At 59.9% G+C, this 20,511-nt stretch carries 17 protein-coding genes; 9 read left to right on the forward strand and 8 right to left on the reverse strand.

Going from position 1 to position 20,511, the window contains the following annotated elements; genetic code table 11:
* The first annotated feature begins 36 nt into the window (after positions 1-36).
* From MMW58_RS17630 to MMW58_RS17645, 4 genes are all read left to right on the forward strand, one after another.
* Positions 37-477 (forward strand): winged helix-turn-helix transcriptional regulator, encoded by a 441-nt coding sequence (locus MMW58_RS17630; protein WP_133597526.1) that lies wholly within the window; start codon positions 37-39, stop codon positions 475-477.
* Positions 478-658: 181 nt separating this feature from the next.
* Positions 659-1,333, forward strand: a complete 675-nt coding sequence (gene phoP, locus MMW58_RS17635) for a two-component system response regulator PhoP (RefSeq protein WP_132510955.1) — start codon at positions 659-661, stop codon at positions 1,331-1,333.
* Positions 1,330-2,796: a two-component system sensor histidine kinase PhoQ gene (gene phoQ / locus MMW58_RS17640; protein ID WP_045854871.1), complete on the forward strand. Its 1,467-nt coding sequence runs from the start codon at positions 1,330-1,332 to the stop codon at positions 2,794-2,796. The genes phoP and phoQ overlap by 4 nt, the downstream gene beginning before the upstream one ends.
* 141 nt (positions 2,797-2,937) lie before the next feature.
* Positions 2,938-4,059 (forward strand): ribosomal protein uL16 3-hydroxylase, encoded by a 1,122-nt coding sequence (locus tag MMW58_RS17645; protein ID WP_133597522.1) that lies wholly within the window; start codon positions 2,938-2,940, stop codon positions 4,057-4,059.
* A gap of 72 nt (positions 4,060-4,131) precedes the next feature.
* Here the strand turns inward: MMW58_RS17645 and pepT are convergent, their stop codons facing one another.
* Positions 4,132-5,364: a peptidase T gene (gene pepT / locus MMW58_RS17650; RefSeq protein WP_133597520.1), complete on the reverse strand. Its 1,233-nt coding sequence runs from the start codon at positions 5,362-5,364 to the stop codon at positions 4,132-4,134.
* A 274-nt stretch (positions 5,365-5,638) separates the two neighbouring features.
* Between pepT and potA the strand changes: the two genes are divergently transcribed.
* From potA to potD, 4 genes are all read left to right on the forward strand, one after another.
* Positions 5,639-6,757, forward strand: coding sequence for a spermidine/putrescine ABC transporter ATP-binding protein PotA (potA, locus tag MMW58_RS17655; RefSeq protein ID WP_133597518.1), 1,119 nt, complete (start codon positions 5,639-5,641; stop codon positions 6,755-6,757).
* A complete protein-coding gene (potB, locus tag MMW58_RS17660) occupies positions 6,741-7,598 on the forward strand; it encodes a spermidine/putrescine ABC transporter permease PotB (RefSeq protein ID WP_133597516.1) in 858 nt (285 codons plus the stop codon). The genes potA and potB overlap by 17 nt, the downstream gene beginning before the upstream one ends.
* Entirely contained in the window at positions 7,595-8,386 is a 792-nt protein-coding gene (potC, locus tag MMW58_RS17665; protein WP_133597514.1) for a spermidine/putrescine ABC transporter permease PotC, read from the forward strand. Before potB ends, potC begins: the two co-directional genes overlap by 4 nt.
* Positions 8,387-8,466: 80 nt before the next feature.
* Entirely contained in the window at positions 8,467-9,513 is a 1,047-nt protein-coding gene (gene potD, locus MMW58_RS17670) for a spermidine/putrescine ABC transporter substrate-binding protein PotD (protein ID WP_133597512.1), read from the forward strand.
* Here potD and MMW58_RS17675 read toward each other — a convergent pair.
* The 7 genes from MMW58_RS17675 to lolC all read right to left on the reverse strand — a co-directional run bounded on the left by MMW58_RS17675 (position 9,510) and on the right by lolC (position 16,691).
* Positions 9,510-11,141, reverse strand: a complete 1,632-nt coding sequence (locus MMW58_RS17675) for a long-chain fatty acid--CoA ligase (protein WP_241721745.1) — start codon at positions 11,139-11,141, stop codon at positions 9,510-9,512. The two genes, potD and MMW58_RS17675, sit on opposite strands and share 4 nt — an antisense overlap.
* Before the next feature lie 106 nt (positions 11,142-11,247).
* Entirely contained in the window at positions 11,248-11,541 is a 294-nt protein-coding gene (locus MMW58_RS17680; protein ID WP_045854863.1) for a hypothetical protein, read from the reverse strand.
* A gap of 188 nt (positions 11,542-11,729) precedes the next feature.
* The gene (gene cobB / locus MMW58_RS17685; protein WP_241721746.1) at positions 11,730-12,554 is read right to left on the reverse strand and encodes a Sir2 family NAD+-dependent deacetylase; all 825 of its coding nucleotides are present in this window, start codon (positions 12,552-12,554) and stop codon (positions 11,730-11,732) included.
* A gap of 14 nt (positions 12,555-12,568) precedes the next feature.
* A complete protein-coding gene (gene nagK / locus MMW58_RS17690) occupies positions 12,569-13,480 on the reverse strand; it encodes an N-acetylglucosamine kinase (RefSeq protein WP_133597505.1) in 912 nt (303 codons plus the stop codon).
* A 73-nt stretch (positions 13,481-13,553) separates the two neighbouring features.
* Positions 13,554-14,798, reverse strand: coding sequence for a lipoprotein-releasing ABC transporter permease subunit LolE (gene lolE / locus MMW58_RS17695; RefSeq protein ID WP_076945223.1), 1,245 nt, complete (start codon positions 14,796-14,798; stop codon positions 13,554-13,556).
* The gene (gene lolD / locus MMW58_RS17700) at positions 14,798-15,499 is read right to left on the reverse strand and encodes a lipoprotein-releasing ABC transporter ATP-binding protein LolD (protein WP_041144989.1); all 702 of its coding nucleotides are present in this window, start codon (positions 15,497-15,499) and stop codon (positions 14,798-14,800) included. Before lolD ends, lolE begins: the two co-directional genes overlap by 1 nt.
* The gene (gene lolC, locus MMW58_RS17705) at positions 15,492-16,691 is read right to left on the reverse strand and encodes a lipoprotein-releasing ABC transporter permease subunit LolC (protein ID WP_241721747.1); all 1,200 of its coding nucleotides are present in this window, start codon (positions 16,689-16,691) and stop codon (positions 15,492-15,494) included. Before lolC ends, lolD begins: the two co-directional genes overlap by 8 nt.
* A gap of 352 nt (positions 16,692-17,043) precedes the next feature.
* Here lolC and mfd point away from each other — a divergent pair, with 352 nt between their 5' ends.
* Positions 17,044-20,490, forward strand: coding sequence for a transcription-repair coupling factor (gene mfd, locus MMW58_RS17710; RefSeq protein ID WP_241721748.1), 3,447 nt, complete (start codon positions 17,044-17,046; stop codon positions 20,488-20,490).
* Positions 20,491-20,511: the final 21 nt, after the last annotated feature.

A 20,511-nucleotide genomic window follows, 5' to 3' on the forward strand; every position in this document is an offset into this window, starting at 1 on the left:
GCACCACGCCGAGGAGCGCGCTTCGCGCCGCACAACATGATGAAAAACGAAACCTGCCCCGTTGCCCGCAGCGTGGATATTATCGGCGACCGCTGGTCGCTGCTGATCGTGCGCGACGCCTTTGATGGCATGAGCCGGTTTAGCGACTTTCAGCGCAGCCTGGGAATGGCGCGCAATATTCTCTCCGACCGCCTGCAAAAGCTGGTTGCCGCCGGCATCCTCAGAACCCAGCCTGCCTCGGACGGCACCGCTTATCAGGAGTATGTCCTGACGGAAAAGGGAGAGCGCCTGTTTCCCCTCGTGGTCGCGCTGCGTCAGTGGGGGGAGCGCTATCTTTTCGCCAGCGGCGAGCCACATTCCGTCCTGATCGATAAACGCACGCTGCAGGCGGTTCCGCCCATGGCGCCGACGGCCGAAGACGGCGCCCCGCTGTTGCCTTCGGCGACCGAGGTCCGCAAGGTGCAGGCGGACGGATAGCGGCCGGCGCCGCGCGTTTAAATATTCCGCCCGCTTATCAATGACCTGCTGCGAAAATAGCGGCCCAGCGAGAAAGCACGCGGAAAAGCAATTGAAATTCGTTATTTAACAGCCGTTTATATTCAACGTGTATAATTAGCGCTAAACTATTCAAATCAAATAATGAATATGGAGAAGCGGCATGCGCGTACTCGTGGTTGAAGATAACGCTTTACTGCGCCATCACCTGAAAGTTCAGCTTCAGGAGTTAGGCCACCAGGTCGATGCGGCGGAAGATGCAAAAGAGGCCGACTACTATCTCGGCGAACACGTGCCGGATATCGCCCTTGTCGACCTCGGCCTGCCGGATGAAGACGGCCTGTCGCTGATCCGCCGCTGGCGCAGCCACGAGGTGTCGGTGCCGGTGCTGGTGCTCACCGCCCGCGAAGGCTGGCAGGATAAGGTCGAGGTGCTGAGCGCCGGCGCGGACGACTACGTCACCAAGCCCTTTCATATCGAAGAGGTCGCCGCCCGCATGCAGGCCCTGCTGCGCCGCAACAGCGGCCTGGCGTCGCAGGTTATTTCCCTGCCGCCTTTCCAGGTCGACCTGTCGCGGCGCGAGCTGTCGGTCAACGAGCAGCCGATTAAGCTGACGGCGTTTGAGTACACCATTATGGAAACGCTGATCCGCAACCGCGGCAAAGTGGTCAGCAAAGATTCTCTGATGCTGCAGCTCTATCCTGACGCCGAGCTGCGCGAAAGCCACACCATCGACGTGCTGATGGGACGTCTGCGCAAAAAAATCCAGGCTCAGCATCCGCATGACGTGATTACCACGGTGCGCGGCCAGGGCTATCTGTTCGAACTGCGCGGATGAAGGGTCCGCTGCGGCATATCTTGCCGCTTTCCCTGCGCGTCCGCTTTCTGCTGGCGACGGCGGCCGTGGTGCTGGTGCTCTCGCTGGCCTACGGCATGGTCGCGCTGGTCGGCTACAGCGTCAGCTTCGATAAAACCACCTTCCGTCTGCTGCGCGGCGAAAGCAATTTGTTCTATATGCTGGCGAAGTGGGAAAACAACCGCATCGACGTTGATATCCCCGAAAATCTCAATATGCAGAGCCCGACGGTCACCCTTATCTACGACGCTAACGGCAAGCTGCTGTGGACCCAGCACGACGTCCCGTGGCTGACCAAACGCATTCAGCCGGAGTGGCTGAAGAGCAACGGCTTCCACGAAATTGAATCCGACGTCGACAGCACCAGCAAGCTGCTGAGTAATAATCATGAGGTGCAGGAGGAGCTGGACGCGCTGCGCCAGCAGGACGATGGCTCCGAGATGACCCACTCGGTGGCTATCAATCTATATCCGGCGACCGACAAGATGCCGCAGCTGAGCATCGTGGTGGTCGACACCATCCCGGTGGAGCTCAAACGCTCCTATATGGTGTGGAGCTGGTTTATCTATGTCCTGGCCGCCAACCTGCTGCTGGTCATCCCGCTGCTGTGGGTCGCCGCGTGGTGGAGCCTGCGGCCCATCGAATCGCTGGCGAAAGAGGTCCGCGAGCTGGAAGAGCACCATCGCGAAATGCTCAACCCGAATACCACCCGGGAGCTGACGCGGCTGGTCAGCAACCTGAACCGCCTGCTGAAAAGCGAGCGCGAGCGCTACGACAAGTACCGCACGACGCTGACCGATCTGACCCACAGCCTGAAAACGCCGCTGGCGGTGATGCAGAGCACCCTGCGCTCGCTGCGCAGCGAAAAGATTGACGTCAACGCCGCGGAGCCGGTGATGCTGGAACAGATCAGCCGCATCTCGCAGCAGATTGGCTACTACCTGCACCGCGCCAGCATGCGCAGCGGCGGAACTCTGCTCAGCCGCGAGCTGCATCCCATTGCCCCGCTGCTCGATAGCCTTACCTCGGCGCTGAATAAGGTCTATCAGCGTAAAGGGGTCAACATCACCCTCGATATCTCGCCCGAAATTAGCTTCGTCGGCGAACAGAACGACTTTATGGAGGTGATGGGCAACGTGCTGGATAACGCCTGTAAATACTGCCTGGAGTTTGTTGAAGTCTCCGTCCGCCAGGCGAACGATAACTACCTGCATATTCTGGTCGAAGACGACGGCCCGGGGATCCCGCACGGCCAGCGGAGCGTGGTGTTCGATCGCGGCCAGCGCGCCGATACGCTGCGTCCCGGCCAGGGCGTAGGCCTCGCCGTCGCCCGCGATATCGTCGAGCAGTACGATGGCGATATTCTTACCGGCGACAGCCTGCTCGGCGGCGCCTGTATGGAGGTGATTTTCGGCCGCCAGCTGCCCGACGAGAGCGAAGGCTAACCGCCCTTCTCCCCCAATGACGCCTGCGTCCTGCGGGCGTCGCGGATCTCTGTGACCAGACGAACAAACGCTGCCAACAAAGAGGCAGTTTGAGGGATGGCGTGTATAATCCCAAACAGACACCTGCTGTGGAATATAAAAATGGATTATCAATTAACGCTTAACTGGCCTGACTTTATCGAACGCTACTGGCAAAAACGCCCGGTGGTACTAAAGCGGGGCTTTGCCAATTTCGTCGATCCCATTAGCCCGGATGAGCTGGCCGGACTGGCGATGGAAAACGAAGTCGATAGCCGCCTGGTTAGCCATCAGGACGGAAAATGGCAGGTCAGCCACGGCCCGTTCGAAAGCTACGATCACCTGAGCGAGAACAACTGGTCGCTGCTGGTGCAGGCGGTCAACAACTGGCACGAGCCGACGGCAGCGCTGATGCACCCGTTCCGCGCCCTGCCGGACTGGCGTATCGACGATCTGATGATCTCCTTCTCGGTGCCCGGCGGCGGCGTAGGCCCGCATCTCGATCAGTACGACGTGTTTATTATTCAGGGGACCGGACGCCGGCGCTGGCGCGTGGGCGACAAGGTGCCGATGAAGCAGCACTGCCCGCATCCGGATCTGCTGCAGGTTGACCCATTCGAGGCGATCATCGATGAAGAGATGGAGCCGGGCGATATCCTTTATATTCCGCCGGGATTCCCGCACGAAGGCTATTCGCTGGAAAACTCGCTGAACTATTCCGTGGGCTACCGCGCGCCGAACGCCCGCGAGCTGTTCAGCGGCTTTGCCGACTATATTCTGCAGCGCGAGCTCGGCAGCCAGCGCTACGCCGATCCTGACGTGCCGGCGCGCGACCATCCGGCGGATATTTTACCCGTCGAGCTGGATCGCCTGCGCGAGATGATGCTGGAGCTGATTAACCAGCCCGAGCATTTCAAACAGTGGTATGGCGAGTTTATTACCCAGTCCCGTCACGAGCTGGACGTGGCCCCTGCGGAGCCGCCGTATCAGCCGGATGAAATTTACGACGCGCTGCAGCAGGGCGACAGGCTGGTGAGGCTCGGCGGGCTGCGCGTGGTGCGCATTGACGGCGAAGTGTTCGTCAACGGCGAGAGGATTAACTCCCCGCATCGTCCGGCGCTGGACGCGCTGGCCATGCACCTGGCGCTCAACGCGGAGCACTTCGGCGATGCGCTGGAAGATCCGTCGTTCCTCGCGATGCTGGCGGCGCTGGTCAACAGCGGCTACTGGTTCTTCGAAGACTAAGCTATCTTTCCCGGCCTGCGGGCCGGGCTACGGGCTCCGAGCGCGCTGCCGGCAGCCCGGTTTAGCCGGGCGCTACTGCGCGCCCCGCTTTGCCGTCAGCTCGGCTATCCGCACGATAACCTGTACCGCCTTCTCCATCCCTTCCAGCGTCACGAACTCGTGCTTGCCGTGGTAGTTATAGCCGCCGGTAAACAGATTCGGGCAGGGCAGGCCCATAAAAGAGAGCTGCGCCCCGTCGGTGCCGCCGCGAATGGGCTTCATTTCCGGTTCGATATGGCAATCGACCATCGCCTGGCGGGCAATCTCCACGACGTGCGGATGCGCCATCACCTTTTCATGCATGTTGTAGTAGCTGTCTTCAATCACCAGCTCGATATAGCAGTCCGGATGCAGCCCTTTGCCGACCTTTTTGGCGATCTCCATCATCCTGCGCTTGCGGGCTTCAAACTGCTTGCGGTCAAAATCGCGGATAATGTAGTGCATCTCGGCGCGGTCAACGCTGCCCTTGATAGTCGACAGGTGGTAAAAGCCTTCATAGCCTTCGGTGGTTTCCGGCGCCTCATCGGCCGGGACTTCAGCATGAATTCTTGCCGCCAGCGACAGGGCGTTAACCATCACCCCTTTGGCGGTGCCGGGGTGAACGTTATTGCCGACGATTTTAATGGTCACCGAGGCGGCGTTGAAGTTTTCAAACTCCAGCTCGCCGACGCCGCCGCCGTCAACGGTGTAGGCCCAGCGCGCGTCAAAGGCGGCAACGTCGAAGTGCTTCGCCCCTTTCCCCACCTCTTCGTCGGGGGTAAACGCCACGCGGATATCGCCGTGGGGAATATTTTTCGCCTTCAGCGTCGCCAGCGCGGTCATAATCTCGGCAATACCGGCCTTATCGTCCGCCCCGAGCAGCGTTTTGCCATCGGTGGTGATCAGCGTTTGCCCCAGCAGCTGATGCAGCACCGGGAACATCACCGGCGAGAGCACCTCGTCGCCGATGCCGAGGGCGATATCGCCGCCGCGGTAGTTTTCGACAATTTGCGGGCTGACGTGCTTGCCGCTGAAGTCAGGCGCGGTATCGACGTGGGAGATAAAGCCGATGGGCGGAATATCCCCCGCCACGTTCGCAGCCAGGGTCCCCATCACCGTCCCTTTCTCGCTTAGCGTCACGTTAACCAGCCCCATTTCTTCCAGCTGCGCCTGCAGCAGGCGCAACAACTTCCACTGCCCTTCCGTGCTCGGAACCTGACGCACGCCGGCCTTCGACTGCGTGTCTAAAGAAACGTACTGTAAAAAACGCTCAAGCAATTTATCCATGTGGCCACCCTCATCTTTTGTGACAACATTATTGATAAGCCCGAAAAGACAAATATTGCGTCAGGTCATTTTTAACCCGGCAAACAGGAATTTAATACATTAACTCGCGTAATGTTGTAAAGGTAAGCTATCTGCAGGCGACAAGGATTGGCGATCGGTAACCTTTGCCGTAGAATGCTTGCCCTTATTAATTATGTGCAGCCCCAAAGGTGGTTAACCACAAACCCCGCATCGGTAAGCCTTCCGCTGCGTCTACACGGGACAGAGTCAAAAATTGAATATACAACCGCGTTCACGTTCTCCGCTGGTTCAGCTGGCGGGAATTGGTAAAAGCTTTGATGGCAAAACGGTTATCGCCGATCTGAATCTGACCATCAATAACGGTGAGTTTCTCACTCTGCTTGGCCCTTCTGGCTGCGGTAAAACAACCGTTCTCCGCCTTATTGCCGGGCTGGAAAATGTCGATAGCGGACACATTCATCTCGAAGACCACGATATCACCCACGTTCCGGCGGAAAACCGTCACGTCAATACCGTCTTTCAAAGCTACGCCCTGTTCCCGCATATGACGGTGTTCGAAAACGTCGCCTTCGGCCTGCGGATGCAAAAAACGCCGGCGGCGCAGATAGCGCCCCGCGTCGTCGACGCCCTGCGCATGGTGCAGCTGGAGGAGTTTGCCCAGCGCAAGCCGCACCAGCTCTCCGGCGGCCAGCAGCAGCGCGTAGCTATTGCCAGAGCGGTGGTCAACAAGCCGCGCCTGCTGCTGCTCGATGAATCCCTCTCGGCGCTGGACTACAAGCTGCGCAAGCAGATGCAAAACGAGCTCAAAGCCCTCCAGCGCAAGCTCGGCATCACCTTCGTCTTCGTCACCCACGATCAGGAAGAGGCGCTGACGATGTCCGATCGCATCGTGGTGATGCGCGATGGCAAAATTGAGCAGGACGGCACCCCGCGCGAAATTTACGAAGAGCCGAAGAACCTGTTTGTTGCCAGCTTTATCGGCGAGATCAATATCTTTAGCGCAACGGTGATTGAGCGCCTCGACGAGCAGCGCGTCCGCGCCTGCGTTGAGGGCCGCGAATGCAATATCTACGTTAACTTTGCCGTTGAGCAGGGGCAGTCGCTGAACGTCATGCTGCGCCCTGAGGATCTGCGCGTCGATGAGGTTCACGACGCCAGCGAAGCCGATGGCCTGATAGGCTACATCCGCGAGCGCAATTACAAAGGCATGACCCTCGAATCGGTGGTCGAACTGGAAAACGGCAAAATGGTGCTGGTCAGCGAATTCTTTAACGAGGACGATCCCGACTTTGACCACCCGCTTGACCAGAAAATGGCCATCAACTGGGTCGAGAGCTGGGAGGTTGTACTGGCTAATGAAGAACACCAGTAAATTCCAAAGCGTGGTGATTGCCACCATCGTCGGCTGGCTGGTGCTGTTTGTTTTCCTGCCCAACCTGATGATTATCGGCACCAGCTTTTTGACCCGCGACGACGCTAACTTCGTCAAATTGGTCTTTACGCTGGATAACTATGCGCGCCTGCTGGATCCGCTCTATTACGCCGTGCTGCTGCACTCGCTGAATATGGCGCTGATGGCGACGCTCGCCTGCCTGCTGCTCGGCTACCCCTTTGCCTGGTTTCTCGCCAGGCTGCCGGAAAAGGTCCGTCCGCTGCTGCTGTTTCTGCTGATCGTCCCGTTCTGGACCAACTCGCTGATCCGCATCTACGGGCTGAAAATCTTTCTCAGCACCAAGGGCTACCTCAACGAGTTTCTGCTGTGGCTGGGGGTTATTGAAACGCCTCTGCGCATCATGTACACCCCGTCGGCGGTGATCATCGGCCTGGTCTACATTCTGCTGCCGTTTATGGTGATGCCGCTCTACTCCAGCATTGAGAAGCTGGATCGCCCACTGCTGGAAGCGGCGAAGGACCTCGGCGCCAGCAGGCTGCAAACCTTTATCCGCATTATCATCCCGCTGACCATGCCGGGGATTATCGCCGGCTGTCTGCTGGTGATGCTGCCGGCGATGGGGCTGTTCTACGTCTCCGACCTGATGGGCGGCGCGAAAAACCTGCTGATCGGCAACGTCATTAAGAGCCAGTTCCTCAATATTCGCGACTGGCCGTTCGGCGCGGCCACCAGCATTACGTTAACCCTCGTGATGGGCCTGATGCTGCTGATTTACTGGCGCGCGGCAAGGCTGCTTAACAACAAGGTGGAGCTGGAATGATCGGTCGACTGCTGCGCGGCGGTTTTATGACCGCCATTTACGCGTACCTCTACATTCCCATTATTATTCTGATCGTTAACTCGTTTAACAGTTCGCGCTTCGGCATCAGCTGGCAGGGGTTTACCACCAATTGGTATAGCCTGCTGATGAACAACGACAGCCTGCTGCAGGCCGCACAGCACTCGCTCACCATGGCGGTGCTGTCGGCGACCTTTGCCACCCTGATCGGTTCGCTGACCGCCGTCGCGCTCTACCGCTACCGCTTTCGCGGTAAGCCGTTCGTCAGCGGAATGCTGTTTGTGGTGATGATGTCGCCGGATATCGTGATGGCGATCTCCCTGCTGGTGCTGTTTATGCTGATTGGCATCCAGCTGGGCTTCTGGTCGCTGCTGTTCTCGCATATCACCTTCTGCCTGCCCTTCGTGGTGGTGACGGTGTTTTCGCGGCTCAAGGGTTTCGACGTGCGGATGCTGGAAGCCGCGAAGGATCTCGGCGCCAGCGAGCTGACCATTTTGCGTAAGATTATCCTGCCGCTGGCGCTGCCGGCGGTGGCGGCGGGATGGCTGCTGAGCTTTACGCTATCGATGGATGACGTCGTGGTGTCATCGTTCGTCACCGGACCGGGCTACGAAATACTGCCGCTGAAGATCTACTCGATGGTCAAAGTGGGCGTATCACCGGAGGTGAACGCGCTGGCAACCATCCTGCTGGTTCTGTCGCTGGTGATGGTTGTCGCCAGCCAGCTCATTGCCCGCGACGGCACCAAAGGCTCGCCCAAACGGGCCTGATTACTGCAGCCGGTTCGGGCCTTTTCCCGGACCGGCAACTACCATAGCCTGCTGAACAGGCTTAAACCAGGGGACGTTAAATGAAAAAATGGTCACGCCACCTGCTCGCGGCGGGTGCTCTGGCAGTCGGGATGAGCGCCGCGCACGCGGACGATAGCAAAACGCTCTATTTCTATAACTGGACCGAATACGTGCCGCCGGGGCTGCTGGAACAGTTCACCAAAGAGACCGGGATCAAGGTTATCTATTCGACCTACGAGTCGAATGAAACCATGTACGCCAAGCTCAAAACCTATAAAGATGGCGCCTACGACCTGGTGGTGCCGTCGACCTATTTCGTCGATAAGATGCGCAAAGAGGGCATGCTGCAGAAGATCGATAAGAGCAAGCTGACCAATTTCAGCAACCTCGATCCGCAGATGCTGAATAAGCCGTTCGACCCGAATAACGACTACTCCATTCCCTATATCTGGGGCGCAACGGCGATCGGCGTCAACAGCGACGCCATCGACCCTAAAACCGTGACCAGCTGGGCCGACCTGTGGAAGCCCGAGTACAAAAGCAGCCTGCTGCTGACCGATGACGCCCGGGAAGTGTTCCAGATTGCGCTGCGCAAGCTGGGCTACTCCGGCAACACCACCGATCCCAAAGAGATTGCCGCCGCGTATAGCGAACTGCAAAAGCTGATGCCAAACGTCGCGGCGTTCAATTCCGATAACCCGGCGAACCCGTATATGGAAGGGGAAGTGAATCTCGGTATGGTATGGAACGGCTCGGCGTTCGTCGCTCGCCAGGCCGGGACGCCGCTGGAGGTGGTGTGGCCGAAAGAAGGCGGCATCTTCTGGATGGATAGCCTGTCGATTCCGGCCAACGCCAAAAACGTCGACGGCGCGCTGAAGCTTATCAACTTCCTGCTGCGCCCGGACGTCGCCAAACAGGTTGCCGAGACCATCGGCTATCCGACGCCGAACCTCGCCGCGCGCCGGATGCTCAGCCCGAGCGTTGCTAACGATAAGTCGCTCTACCCGGATGCGGAAACGATCCAGAAAGGCGAATGGCAGAACGACGTCGGCAGCGCCAGCACCCTGTACGAAGAGTATTATCAAAAACTTAAGGCCGGTCGTTAGTCCCGCGGCTCGCGCATCAGTATCTGGCCGAATTCGGCCCGCAGCTGATTCTTCAGGACCTTGCCGGTGGCGCTCACCGGCAGGGCATCAATGAAAACGATGCGGTCCGGTACCTGCCATTTCGGCACCCGCTGCTGGTACCACGCCAGCAGCGCCTGCTCCTCGACCTCTCCCCCTTCCGCCCTGACGCACAGCAGCACCGGACGCTCGTCCCAGCGCGGATGCTGCGCGGCAATCGCCGCCGCGCTGCGGATAGCCGGGTGGGCAAGGGCAATATTTTCCAGTTCCACCGTTGAGATCCACTCCCCGCCGGACTTGATGATATCTTTGGCCCGATCCTGAATCTTCAGATAGCCGTTCGCATCGACGGTGCCGATATCGCCGGTATCAAACCAGCCGTCGTCGGTGAGCGCCGTTTCGCTGCGGCCAAAGTAGCTGGCCACCACCCAGTGCCCGCGGACCTGCAGATATCCGCGGCTTTCGCCATCAGCGGGCAGCGGCTCTCCGTCGACGTCCACCACCCGCAGATCGATGCCAAAGATGGCCCTTCCCTGCCCCTCGGCCACCCGCTGACGCTGCGCCTCCGTCAGCGCCTGATGCTTACCCAGCGGCGTATTGATGGTGCCGATGGGCGACGTTTCGGTCATCCCCCAGGCGTGGATCAGCTCGATACCGTAGTCGCGGCGAAACGCCTCCGCCATCGAGGGAGGCAGCGCGGAACCGCCGACGAACGAGCGTTTAAAACAGGGCAAGCGGATATCCGATTTACGCAGCGCCGCCAGCAGTCCGGCCCAAATCACCGGCACGCCAAAGGCCACGCTGACCCGCTCGGCGCTCAGCAGCCGCAGCAGGCTCTCGCCGTCAAGATGCGGCCCCGGCAGCACCAGACGCGCCCCGACCATTGCGGCGATAAACGGCGTACCCCAGGCGTTGACGTGAAACATCGGCACCACCGGCAGCAGGGAGTCGCAGGCGGAGATCCCGGCGGCATCGGGCTGATTGCCGCTCAGCGCGTGCAGCACCAGCGAACGATGGGTATTGAGCACCCCTTTGGGTTTCCCGGTGGTGCCCGAGGTGTAGCACAGCGACGCGGGGGTGGTTTCGCTCAGCCCCGGCCAGTCGTAGCCGGGATCCCCTGAGGCCAGCAGCTCATCGTAAAACAGCAGCGAATCGAGCTCGCTGAGCGCCTCTTCGCTGCGGGCTTCCATCAGGACAAAGTAGCGCACGGTGGGCAGATGGGGGCGTAGCTGGCGCAGCAGCGGCAGGAAGGTGGCGTCAAAAAACAGCACCTGGTCCTCGGCGTCGTTGATGATAAACGTCAGGTGCTCAATCGACAGCCGCGGGTTGAGGGTATGGGTAACCCGGCCTCCCGAGCCGATGGCGAAATAGACTTCCAGATGACGGCGATTATTCCACGCGAGGGTAGCGCAGCGGGCGCCGGCGGGGATGCCCAGCCGATCGACGGCGGACGCCAGGCGGCGCGCGTTATCCGCCACCGCTCCCCAGCTGCTGTACTCCGTCTCCCCGCGCGTGGACACGGAGACGATTTCGCTATCGGCATGGTAGCGCGCCGCGTGATTGATTAACGTTCCGGTGGTTAAATCCTGATACATCATCGATGGGTGCATGGCTGGTTCTCCGCGGCGTCGGCGCGCTTTTTGGGCAAAAAAAAGCGCCGATACGGGCGCCTTAGGGGTTATGCAAATTTTCTGGATTCGGTTTCGCGGCCAGAGATCAGGCGCGCACGGGATGCGCTCGCGATTTAATCAGCGCATCTTCCACGTCAAAATCGCTCAGCGGATAGTTCGTCGCCACCATATAGAAGCGGCCATCCTGGGCTGGATATTCGTGGACGTTGTAATTCACCGTTCGCGGCTGGGTGCCGGGGGCTTCTTCGGCAGGGGAATGGGCATGATTCGCCAGCGGGTATTTCGAACGAACTTCAAGACGGTGGGTTTTAACGCCGCTGTAGATCTCGCCGTGATGTTCATCCCCGAGGATCAGGTAGTCAAAATACTCTGTGCGCATGCTTACACTCCCTTTCTGTTGCAAGAATGTAAGAAGATGTCATAAAAGAGCACGCAATACTGCTTTCCCTGTCACATCATCGCATCAATTCCACAACCTCAGACGATAATGCCGGGAGCGCCGACCGGCAATACGCCGGAGGGCGCTACCCGCTAACGCCCTCCGGCCCCGAGATCCGCGCCGCGCGATCAGAGATCTTTGAGCAGCTGGTCGATAAACTCCGGCACCACCTGGCTTGCGAGGCCATAGCGTTTTTCGGCAAACTCGCTGCCCACCTGGCTCGGCTCCAGGTTGAGCTCAACCGTATGCGCTCCCTGCAGGCGAGCCTCGTGAACGAAGCCCGCCGCCGGATAGACGTGCCCGGAAGTGCCGATGGCGATGAAAATATCGGCATCGGCCAGCGCGCTGTAAATGTCGTCCATTCCCAGCGGCATCTCGCCAAACCAGACCACGTGCGGGCGCAGCGGCGCCGGGAACTGACAGCAGTGGCACTTGTCGTCCACGGTGACGTCCCCGGTCCACTCCAGTACCTGTCCGCTCCACGAACAGCGCACCTTCAGCAGCTCGCCATGCATGTGGATAACCCGGCGGTTGCCGGCACGCTCGTGCAGGTTGTCGATATTCTGCGTCACCAGCACAAAACGATCCCCCAGCACCTCTTCCAGCCGCGCCAGCGCCAGATGCGCGGCGTTAGGGGCGATATCCTGCCCCTGCAGCTGACGACGGCGGGCGTTGTAAAACGCCTGCACCAGCGCGGGATCGCGGGCAAAGCCTTCCGGCGTCGCCACGTCTTCCACCCGATGTTCTTCCCACAGGCCGTCGGCCGCGCGGAAGGTTTTAATCCCCGACTCGGCGGAAATGCCTGCGCCGGTGAGCACCACTACCCTGGGTTTTTCCATCGTTTCCGGAGCCACCTTATCCTCTTTAAAGAAAATTCGCTGACGCAGTCGCTCGCGCAGGCGTCGTTTATTGCGGCGAAAACGGCTCAATCGATGTAAGCGGCGCGACAACATAGCTACCTCTGTGATTAATCAGTCAAATGAAGGAAGGCCGCACCGCGCATTCCTCCCGCATCGCCGTGGCGCGCCCGCTCAATCCGAGGCACCCGGGCAACGGGAAGTAAGTGACGCGGCAGGCGCTGCGCCAGCCCTTCGCTTATTGCAGTAAAGTTAGACAATCCTCCGCCAACTACCAGCAGATCCGGGTCAACGATGGTTAAAATATTACCCAGACACACCGCCAGCAGGTCAAGATAGCGCTCGACGTGGGCGCGCGCTTTTTCATCGCCCTGCTGCCACTGCGCAACGATTTCTGGTGAGGTGAGGGATTGTTGGTAAAAGTGTTCGTACAGCCAGGCAAAGCCGCGGCCGGAAAGATAGTTTTCGATGCAGCCCAGCTGGCCGCAGCCGCAGCGGGTCAGCGGAAAGTCACGCCCCACCACCTCCAGCGCATCCACCGGCAGGCGGATATGGCCAAATTCGCCGGTGATATAGCTATGTCCGGTAATCGATTTGCCGTTAAGGATCAGGCCGCCGCCTACGCCGGTGCCGAGGATCAGCCCCATCACCAGCGGATAGCGGGTAAACTCGTCGTCCCAGGCCTCCGAGAGCGCAAAACAGTTGGCGTCGTTATCGAGACGCACTTCACGCCCCAGCCGGGCGCTGAGGTCGGCGCGCAGCGGTTTACCGCTGGCGGCAGGCACGTTGGCGGCGTACAGCGTGCCGTCCGCGGTTTCCGGCATTCCCGGGATACCTATCCCTACCGAACCCTGGCAATCAAAGCGGGCGTCCGCCTCAAGCACCAGCGCTTCTACCGCCTGGAGAAAATCTTCATAACTCTCTTGCGGAGTGGCGACGCGCTTTTCCCACTGCAGCCGCCGCTCCTTGTTAAATACGCCTAACGCAATCTTGCTGCCGCCAATGTCAAATCCGTAATACATTTCAGCAATTCCTCTTTCTAACCCTGCGCTTCACCTTGAAAAATGAAGCACATTAGCGGGTCATGACGATAAATTACTGGCCACTCAGCACCCTCGCCGGGTCAATGCGGCTGGCGCGGCGGGCGGGATACCAGCTGGCCAGCAAACTCAGCAACAGTGCCGTCACCAGCACGTAAATGACGTCCAGCCAGTGCAGTTCAGACGGCAGGAAGTCGATAAAATAGATGTCGCCGGAGAGGAATTTATGCCCAATCAGGGATTCAAGGCCGTTAATAATCGACGTCAGCTTCAGCGCGCAAACCACGCCAATGGCGACCCCGATCAGGCTTCCGACCGAACCGGCAAGTAAACCATACCATACGAAAATCGCGCGGATCAGGCCGTCTTTCGCGCCGAGCGTGCGCAGCACCGCAATATCGCTGCTTTTATCTTTCACCGCCATCACCAGGGTGGAGACGATGTTAAAGCAGGCAACGCCGATAACCAGCACCATCGCGAGATACATAATGGCGCGGATCATCTGGATGTCGCGATACATATAGCCGTAGGTGCCGATCCAGCTCTTGATATAGACGTAGCTGTTGGTGACTTCACCGGCGTCGCGCACCAGGGTGTTGGCGTGGAAGACGTCGGTGACTTTAATCGCGATCCCGGTGACGCTGCTGCCCATATCCAGATACTGCTGAGCATCCGGCATCGGGATCATCGCGAAGCTGTGATCGAGCTGGCCGCTCAGCTGCAGGATCCCGGTGACGTGGAGCCTGACGCGTTTCGGCTGCAGCAGCTGGTGCTCGGCGTCGGAGTTGGGGATCATTATCGATACCCAGTCGCCCTGCTTAACGTGCAGCGCATCGGCGACGCCCTTGCCTAAAATAATCTGCTGCTCGCCGGGCTTAAAACCGGCCCAGGCGTTGTTCTGCACGAAGGTCGGCAGCGAGCTCAGGCGGCTCTCCTGCTGAGGATCGACGCCCTTGACCTGAATGGCGCGCATGTTGCTGCCGCTCTCCACCAGCCCGGTAAAGTTGATATAGGGCGCAGCCGCAACGATGCCCTTGACCTTCTCAACCTTCGCCAGCGCCTCGTTCCAGTTGCTCCAGGGCTGCTTAACCGGCTCGATTTCCCCGTGGGGAACCACCGCCAGAATGCGGTTATTGAGCTCGCGCTCGAAGCCGTTCATGGCGCTCAGGCCGACGATCAGCACCGCCACGCCCAGCGCAATGCCGACGGTCGAAATCACCGAAATAAGCGATACCATGCCGCCGCGTCGACGGCCGCGGCTAAAGCGCAGGGCGATCAATAAGGATAACGGAGAGGCCATCACTCGGCCCCCATCAGGGTCAGTTCCGCGTTCAGGTGGCCATCACGCATCTCCAGCTGACGGTTCATCCGTTTTGCCAGCTGCAGATCGTGGGTCACCACCAGGAACGCGGTGCGCTGCGCGATATTGAGCTCGCCCAGCAGCTGGAAGATGCTGTCGGCGTTGCGGGCGTCAAGGTTACCGGTCGGCTCATCCGCCAGCACCAGCCGCGGCTTGTTGACCAGCGCGCGGGCAATCGCCACCCGCTGGCGTTCGCCGCCGGAAAGCTCGGACGGACGATGGCTGCTGCGGTGCTCAAGGCCGACCGCGCGCAGCATCTCTTTTGCCTGGCGTTCGATATCGGCCGCCTTCTGCTTGCCGATCAGCAGCGGCATCGCCACGTTTTCGAGGGCGGTAAAATCCGGCAGCAGGTGGTGGAACTGATAGATAAAGCCCAGCTCGCGGTTGCGCAGGTCGGCGCGGGCCGCGGCGGAGAGCTGGCTCATCGGCTGGCCGGAGAAAATAACGTCGCCCGAGGTCGGCGTATCGAGGCCGCCGAGCAGATGCAGGAGCGTACTTTTGCCGGAACCGGAGGTGCCGACAATCGCCATCATCTCGCCCTCTTCAATGCTGAAGCTGACATCGTGCAGCACGTCCGTTTGCACGTTGCCTTCCTGATAGCGTTTGCACAGGTTGTCGCATTGCAGCAGGATCTTATTCATAACGTAAAGCCTCAGCGGGTTGGGTGGCGGCAGCGCGCCAGGAAGGGTACAACGTTGACAACAGTGCCAGCACCATCGCCACCAGCGCAATGATCGTCACCTGCAGCGGTTCGATGGCAACCGGCAGCGCGGCGCCGTCAAGAAACGCGCCGATAATCGGCATCAAATTGTTCAGCTGGCTGGCGAGCAGCACGCCGAGCAGCGCGCCGAGCAGCGCGCCGACGATACCGGCGCTGGCGCCCTGCACCATAAAGACCAGCATAATCTGCCGCGGCGTCAGGCCGAGGGTTTGCAGAATCGCCACCTCGCCCTGCTTTTCCATCACCATCATCCCAAGCGAGGTGATGATATTAAAGGCCGCCACCGCCACAATCAGGCTCAGCAGCAGGCCCATCATATTTTTTTCCATCCGCACGGCCTGGAACAGCTCGCCCTTGCGCTCGCGCCAGTCCTGCCACTTCGTGCCTTCAGGCAGGGTTTGCTGGCTGAGCGTATCCACCTGCAGCGGCTGGTTGAGCCACAGGCGCCAGCCGGTAATATTCCCCAGCGGGTAGCGCATCAGGCGCGACGCGTCGTCAATATTGGTCAGCATCTGGTAGCCGTCGACTTCGCTACTGGCGGCGAAGGTGCCGATAATGTTAAACAGGCGCTGGCTCGGCACGCGGCCCATCGGCGTAAACTGGCTGGCGGACGGCACCATCACGCGGATCTGGTCGCCGCGATTAACCCCGAGCTGGCCGGCCAGTTGCTCGCCGAGAATAACGTTATATTTCCCGGCCTGCAGGTCGCTCTGCTTGACGTTAACGAGGTACGGCGTCAGCGGATCTTTTTGCGCCGGGTCGATACCGAGCATTACCCCAACCGCGACGCTGCGCGCGCTTTGCAGCACCACGTCGCCGGTGGTCAGCGGCGCGACCCGGCTGACGCCCTGCAGCTTCACGGCGCTTTCCGGCAGCGTTTGCGGATTGATTGAGCCCTGCTGGGCGCTAAGAATGGCCTGCGGCATCAGCCCCAGGATGTTGTTCTGCAGCTCGCGTTCAAAGCCGTTCATCACCGACAGGACGGTCACCAGCGCCATCACGCCGAGCGTAATGCCAATGGTTGAAAGCCAGGAGACGAAACGACCGAAGCGGTCAGCTGCGCGCCCGCGCATGTAGCGAAGGCCGATAAAGAGTGCGGCAGGTTGGTACATGTATTCCATCTGGTTGCTGATAGCCGATGCACGAGTATATATGTCATAGCACAACGCGTAAATCACTGAAACGGTAAGTTTTTGTCGCCAGACGGAGAAAAAGTAAAGATAAATCAATCGGATATTTGATATGTCAGTTCTTATCTATCAGAATCTTTCCCCGCAAACGAACATCCTTTTGTCATTCGGGTTGGCGAATTAAAGCCAATCGCGGATAATCAGAGGCATTGAATATCAGCGATTTGCCCCTACATCGTAGAGCGAATCACTCAGAGCCTATTGCGGTAGGCGTACTTTGCTGGCAAATAAAAAAGCCTAATGGGATAGGCTCTAAGGGATCCTGACAACCGCTATGTCTCAACAATATCGATACTCACTGCCGGTCAAACCCGGCGATCAGCGGCAGCTCGGCGAACTCACCGGCGCGGCCTGCGCGACCCTGGTCGCGGAAATGACCGAGCGTCACGACGGCCCGGTGATCCTCGTCGCCCCCGATATGCAAAACGCCCTGCGCCTGAATGATGAAATTCGGCAGTTTACCGACAGCATGGTCATCGCCCTGGCGGACTGGGAAACCCTGCCCTACGATAGCTTCTCGCCGCATCAGGATATTATCTCTTCCCGACTGGCGACCCTTTATCAGCTGCCGACCATGCAGCGCGGCGTGCTGATCGTACCGGTCAGCACCTTGATGCAGCGCGTTTGTCTGCATAACTACCTGCACGGCCACGCGCTGGTGATGAAAAAAGGCCAGCGCCTGTCGCGGGATACCCTACGCGAGCAGCTCGACAGCGCCGGCTATCGCCATGTCGATCAGGTTATGGAGCACGGCGAATACGCGACCCGCGGCGCCCTGCTCGACCTCTACCCGATGGGCAGCGAACAGCCCTATCGCCTCGATTTCTTCGATGATGAAATCGACAGCCTGCGCCTGTTTGACGTTGACAGCCAGCGCACGCTCGAAGAGGTGGCGGCGATCAATCTGCTGCCGGCCCACGAATTCCCGACCGATCAGGCCGCCATCGAGCTGTTCCGCAGCCAGTGGCGCGATCGCTTCGAGGTCAAGCGCGATGCCGAGCATATCTATCAGCAGGTCAGCAAAGGCACCCTGCCCACCGGCATCGAATACTGGCAGCCGCTGTTTTTCAACGAGCCGCTGCCACCGCTGTTTAGCTACTTCCCGGCGAACACGCTGATCGTCAATACCGGCGAGCTGGAAGCCAGCGCCGAACGTTTCCAGAGCGAAACTCACGCCCGCTTTGAGAGCCGCGGCGTTGACCCAATGCGCCCGCTGCTGCCGCCGGAGCTGCTCTGGCTGCGCAGCGATGAGCTGTTCAGCGAGCTGAAAAAATGGCCGCGCGTGCAGTTAAAAACCGACCGCCTGGCGGAGAAAGCGGCTCATACCAACCTCGGCTACCAGAAGCTGCCGGAGCTGGCGATTCAGGCGCAGAACAAAGCGCCGCTGGATAACCTGCGCCGCTTCCTCGAATCCTTCAGCGGGCCGGTTATCTTCTCGGTCGAGAGCGAGGGCCGTCGCGAAACGTTGGGCGAAATGCTGGCGCGCATTAAGGTTGCGCCAAAGCATATCCGGCGTCTCGAAGAGGCGACCGGCAGCGGCCGCTATCTGATGATTGGCGCCGCCGAGCACGGCTTTATCGATAGCCCACGCGGCCTGGCGCTGATTTGTGAAAGCGATCTGCTGGGCGAGCGCGTGGCGCGCCGACGCCAGGACTCGCGGCGCACCATCAACCCCGATACCCTGATTCGCAACCTCGCGGAGCTGCATATCGGCCAGCCGGTGGTGCATCTTGAGCACGGCGTCGGCCGCTATGCGGGAATGACCACTCTCGAGGCCGGCGGCATCAAGGGTGAATACCTGATGCTCACCTACGCCAATGACGCCAAACTGTACGTCCCGGTCTCCTCGCTCCATCTGATTAGCCGCTATGCCGGCGGCGCGGAGGAGAGCGCCCCGCTGCACAAGCTCGGCGGCGACGCCTGGGCGCGAGCGCGGCAAAAAGCGGCGGAGAAGGTGCGCGACGTGGCGGCGGAGCTGCTGGATATTTATGCCCAGCGCGCGGTCAAATCCGGCTTTGCCTTTAAGCACGATCGCGAACAGTATCAGCTCTTTTGCGACGGCTTCCCGTTTGAAACCACTCCCGACCAGGCCCAGGCCATCAACGCGGTGCTGAGCGATATGTGCCAGCCGCTGGCGATGGACCGTCTGGTCTGCGGCGACGTGGGCTTTGGTAAAACCGAAGTTGCCATGCGCGCCGCCTTCCTGGCGGTAGAAAACCATAAGCAGGTGGCGGTGCTGGTGCCGACGACCCTGCTCGCCCAGCAGCACTTCGACAACTTCCGCGACCGCTTCGCCAACTGGCCGGTGCGTATCGAAATGTTGTCTCGCTTCCGCAGCGCCAAAGAACAGGCGCAGATTCTGGAACAGGCGGCCGAGGGCAAAATCGATATTCTGATCGGCACCCACAAGCTGCTGCAGAGCGAAGTGAAGCTGCGCGATCTTGGGCTGCTGATCGTCGATGAGGAGCACCGCTTTGGCGTGCGGCATAAGGAGCGCATCAAGGCCATGCGCGCCGATGTCGATATTCTGACGCTCACCGCGACGCCTATCCCGCGCACCCTGAATATGGCCATGAGCGGCATGCGCGATCTGTCGATTATCGCCACCCCTCCGGCGCGCCGCCTGGCGGTGAAAACCTTCGTGCGCGAGTACGATGCGCTGGTGGTACGCGAGGCCATGCTGCGTGAAATACTGCGCGGCGGCCAGGTCTACTATCTCTACAATGACGTGGAAAACATCCAGAAAGCCGCCGACCGCCTGGCCGCGCTGGTGCCCGAGGCGCGCATCGCCATCGGTCACGGGCAGATGCGCGAACGCGAGCTTGAGCGGGTGATGAACGATTTCCACCACCAGCGCTTTAACGTGCTGGTCTGCACCACCATTATTGAAACCGGGATCGATATTCCGACCGCCAATACGATCATCATCGAGCGCGCCGATCATTTCGGCCTTGCTCAGCTGCACCAGCTGCGCGGGCGCGTCGGGCGTTCACACCATCAGGCCTATGCCTGGCTGCTGACCCCGCATCCGAAGGCGATGTCCACCGATGCGCAAAAGCGTCTGGAAGCGATCGCCTCGCTGGAGGATCTCGGCGCCGGGTTCGCCCTGGCCACCCACGATCTGGAAATTCGCGGTGCCGGCGAGCTGCTGGGCGAAGACCAGAGCGGGCAGATGACCACCATCGGCTTCTCGCTGTATATGGAGCTGCTGGAGAACGCCGTTGATGCCCTGAAGGCCGGGCGCGAGCCGTCGCTGGAGGACCTGACCAGCCAGCAAACGGAGGTCGAACTGCGGATGCCTTCCCTGCTGCCGGACGACTTTATCCCGGATGTGAACACCCGACTCTCGTTCTACAAGCGCATCGCCAGCGCTAAAAGCGAGCACGAGCTGGAGGAGATCAAGGTTGAGCTTATCGACCGCTTCGGCCTGCTGCCGGACGCGGCCAGAAATCTGCTGGATATCGCCCGTCTGCGCCAGCAGGCGCAGAAGCTTGGCATTCGCAAGCTGGAGGGGAACGAAAAAGGCGGCATGATCGAGTTTAGCGAAAAGAACCACGTCAACCCGGTGTGGCTGATTGGCCTGCTGCAGAAACAGCCGCAGCACTTCCGCCTCGACGGGCCGACGCGGCTGAAGTTTATGCAGGATCTCGCCGAGCGGAAAACGCGCATGGAGTGGGTTCGCCAGTTTATGCGCCAGCTGGAAGAGAACGCCGTCGCCTGACAGTGACGGAGAAAATGGATA

Origin of the sequence: Klebsiella sp. HC6 (assembly GCF_022605325.1) — a bacterium.
In the GTDB taxonomy this organism is placed as follows: domain Bacteria; phylum Pseudomonadota; class Gammaproteobacteria; order Enterobacterales; family Enterobacteriaceae; genus Klebsiella; species Klebsiella terrigena.

Bases quoted from the DNA above. Each gene is read 5' to 3' on its own strand.
- MMW58_RS17630 (WP_133597526.1), top strand. From the start codon at position 37: ATGATGAAAAACGAAACCTGCCCCGTTGCCCGCAGCGTGGATATTATC.
- MMW58_RS17680 (WP_045854863.1), bottom strand. From the start codon at position 11,541: ATGCGCACAGAGTATTTTGACTACCTGATCCTCGGGGATGAACATCAC.
- potC (WP_133597514.1), top strand. From the start codon at position 7,595: ATGATCGGTCGACTGCTGCGCGGCGGTTTTATGACCGCCATTTACGCG.
- potB (WP_133597516.1), top strand. From the start codon at position 6,741: ATGAAGAACACCAGTAAATTCCAAAGCGTGGTGATTGCCACCATCGTC.
- lolE (WP_076945223.1), bottom strand. From the start codon at position 14,798: ATGGCCTCTCCGTTATCCTTATTGATCGCCCTGCGCTTTAGCCGCGGC.
- lolD (WP_041144989.1), bottom strand. From the start codon at position 15,499: ATGAATAAGATCCTGCTGCAATGCGACAACCTGTGCAAACGCTATCAG.
- phoP (WP_132510955.1), top strand. From the start codon at position 659: ATGCGCGTACTCGTGGTTGAAGATAACGCTTTACTGCGCCATCACCTG.
- MMW58_RS17645 (WP_133597522.1), top strand. From the start codon at position 2,938: ATGGATTATCAATTAACGCTTAACTGGCCTGACTTTATCGAACGCTAC.
- MMW58_RS17675 (WP_241721745.1), bottom strand. From the start codon at position 11,141: ATGCACCCATCGATGATGTATCAGGATTTAACCACCGGAACGTTAATC.
- nagK (WP_133597505.1), bottom strand. From the start codon at position 13,480: ATGTATTACGGATTTGACATTGGCGGCAGCAAGATTGCGTTAGGCGTA.
- pepT (WP_133597520.1), bottom strand. From the start codon at position 5,364: ATGGATAAATTGCTTGAGCGTTTTTTACAGTACGTTTCTTTAGACACG.
- phoQ (WP_045854871.1), top strand. From the start codon at position 1,330: ATGAAGGGTCCGCTGCGGCATATCTTGCCGCTTTCCCTGCGCGTCCGC.
- potD (WP_133597512.1), top strand. From the start codon at position 8,467: ATGAAAAAATGGTCACGCCACCTGCTCGCGGCGGGTGCTCTGGCAGTC.
- lolC (WP_241721747.1), bottom strand. From the start codon at position 16,691: ATGTACCAACCTGCCGCACTCTTTATCGGCCTTCGCTACATGCGCGGG.
- mfd (WP_241721748.1), top strand. From the start codon at position 17,044: ATGTCTCAACAATATCGATACTCACTGCCGGTCAAACCCGGCGATCAG.
- cobB (WP_241721746.1), bottom strand. From the start codon at position 12,554: ATGTTGTCGCGCCGCTTACATCGATTGAGCCGTTTTCGCCGCAATAAA.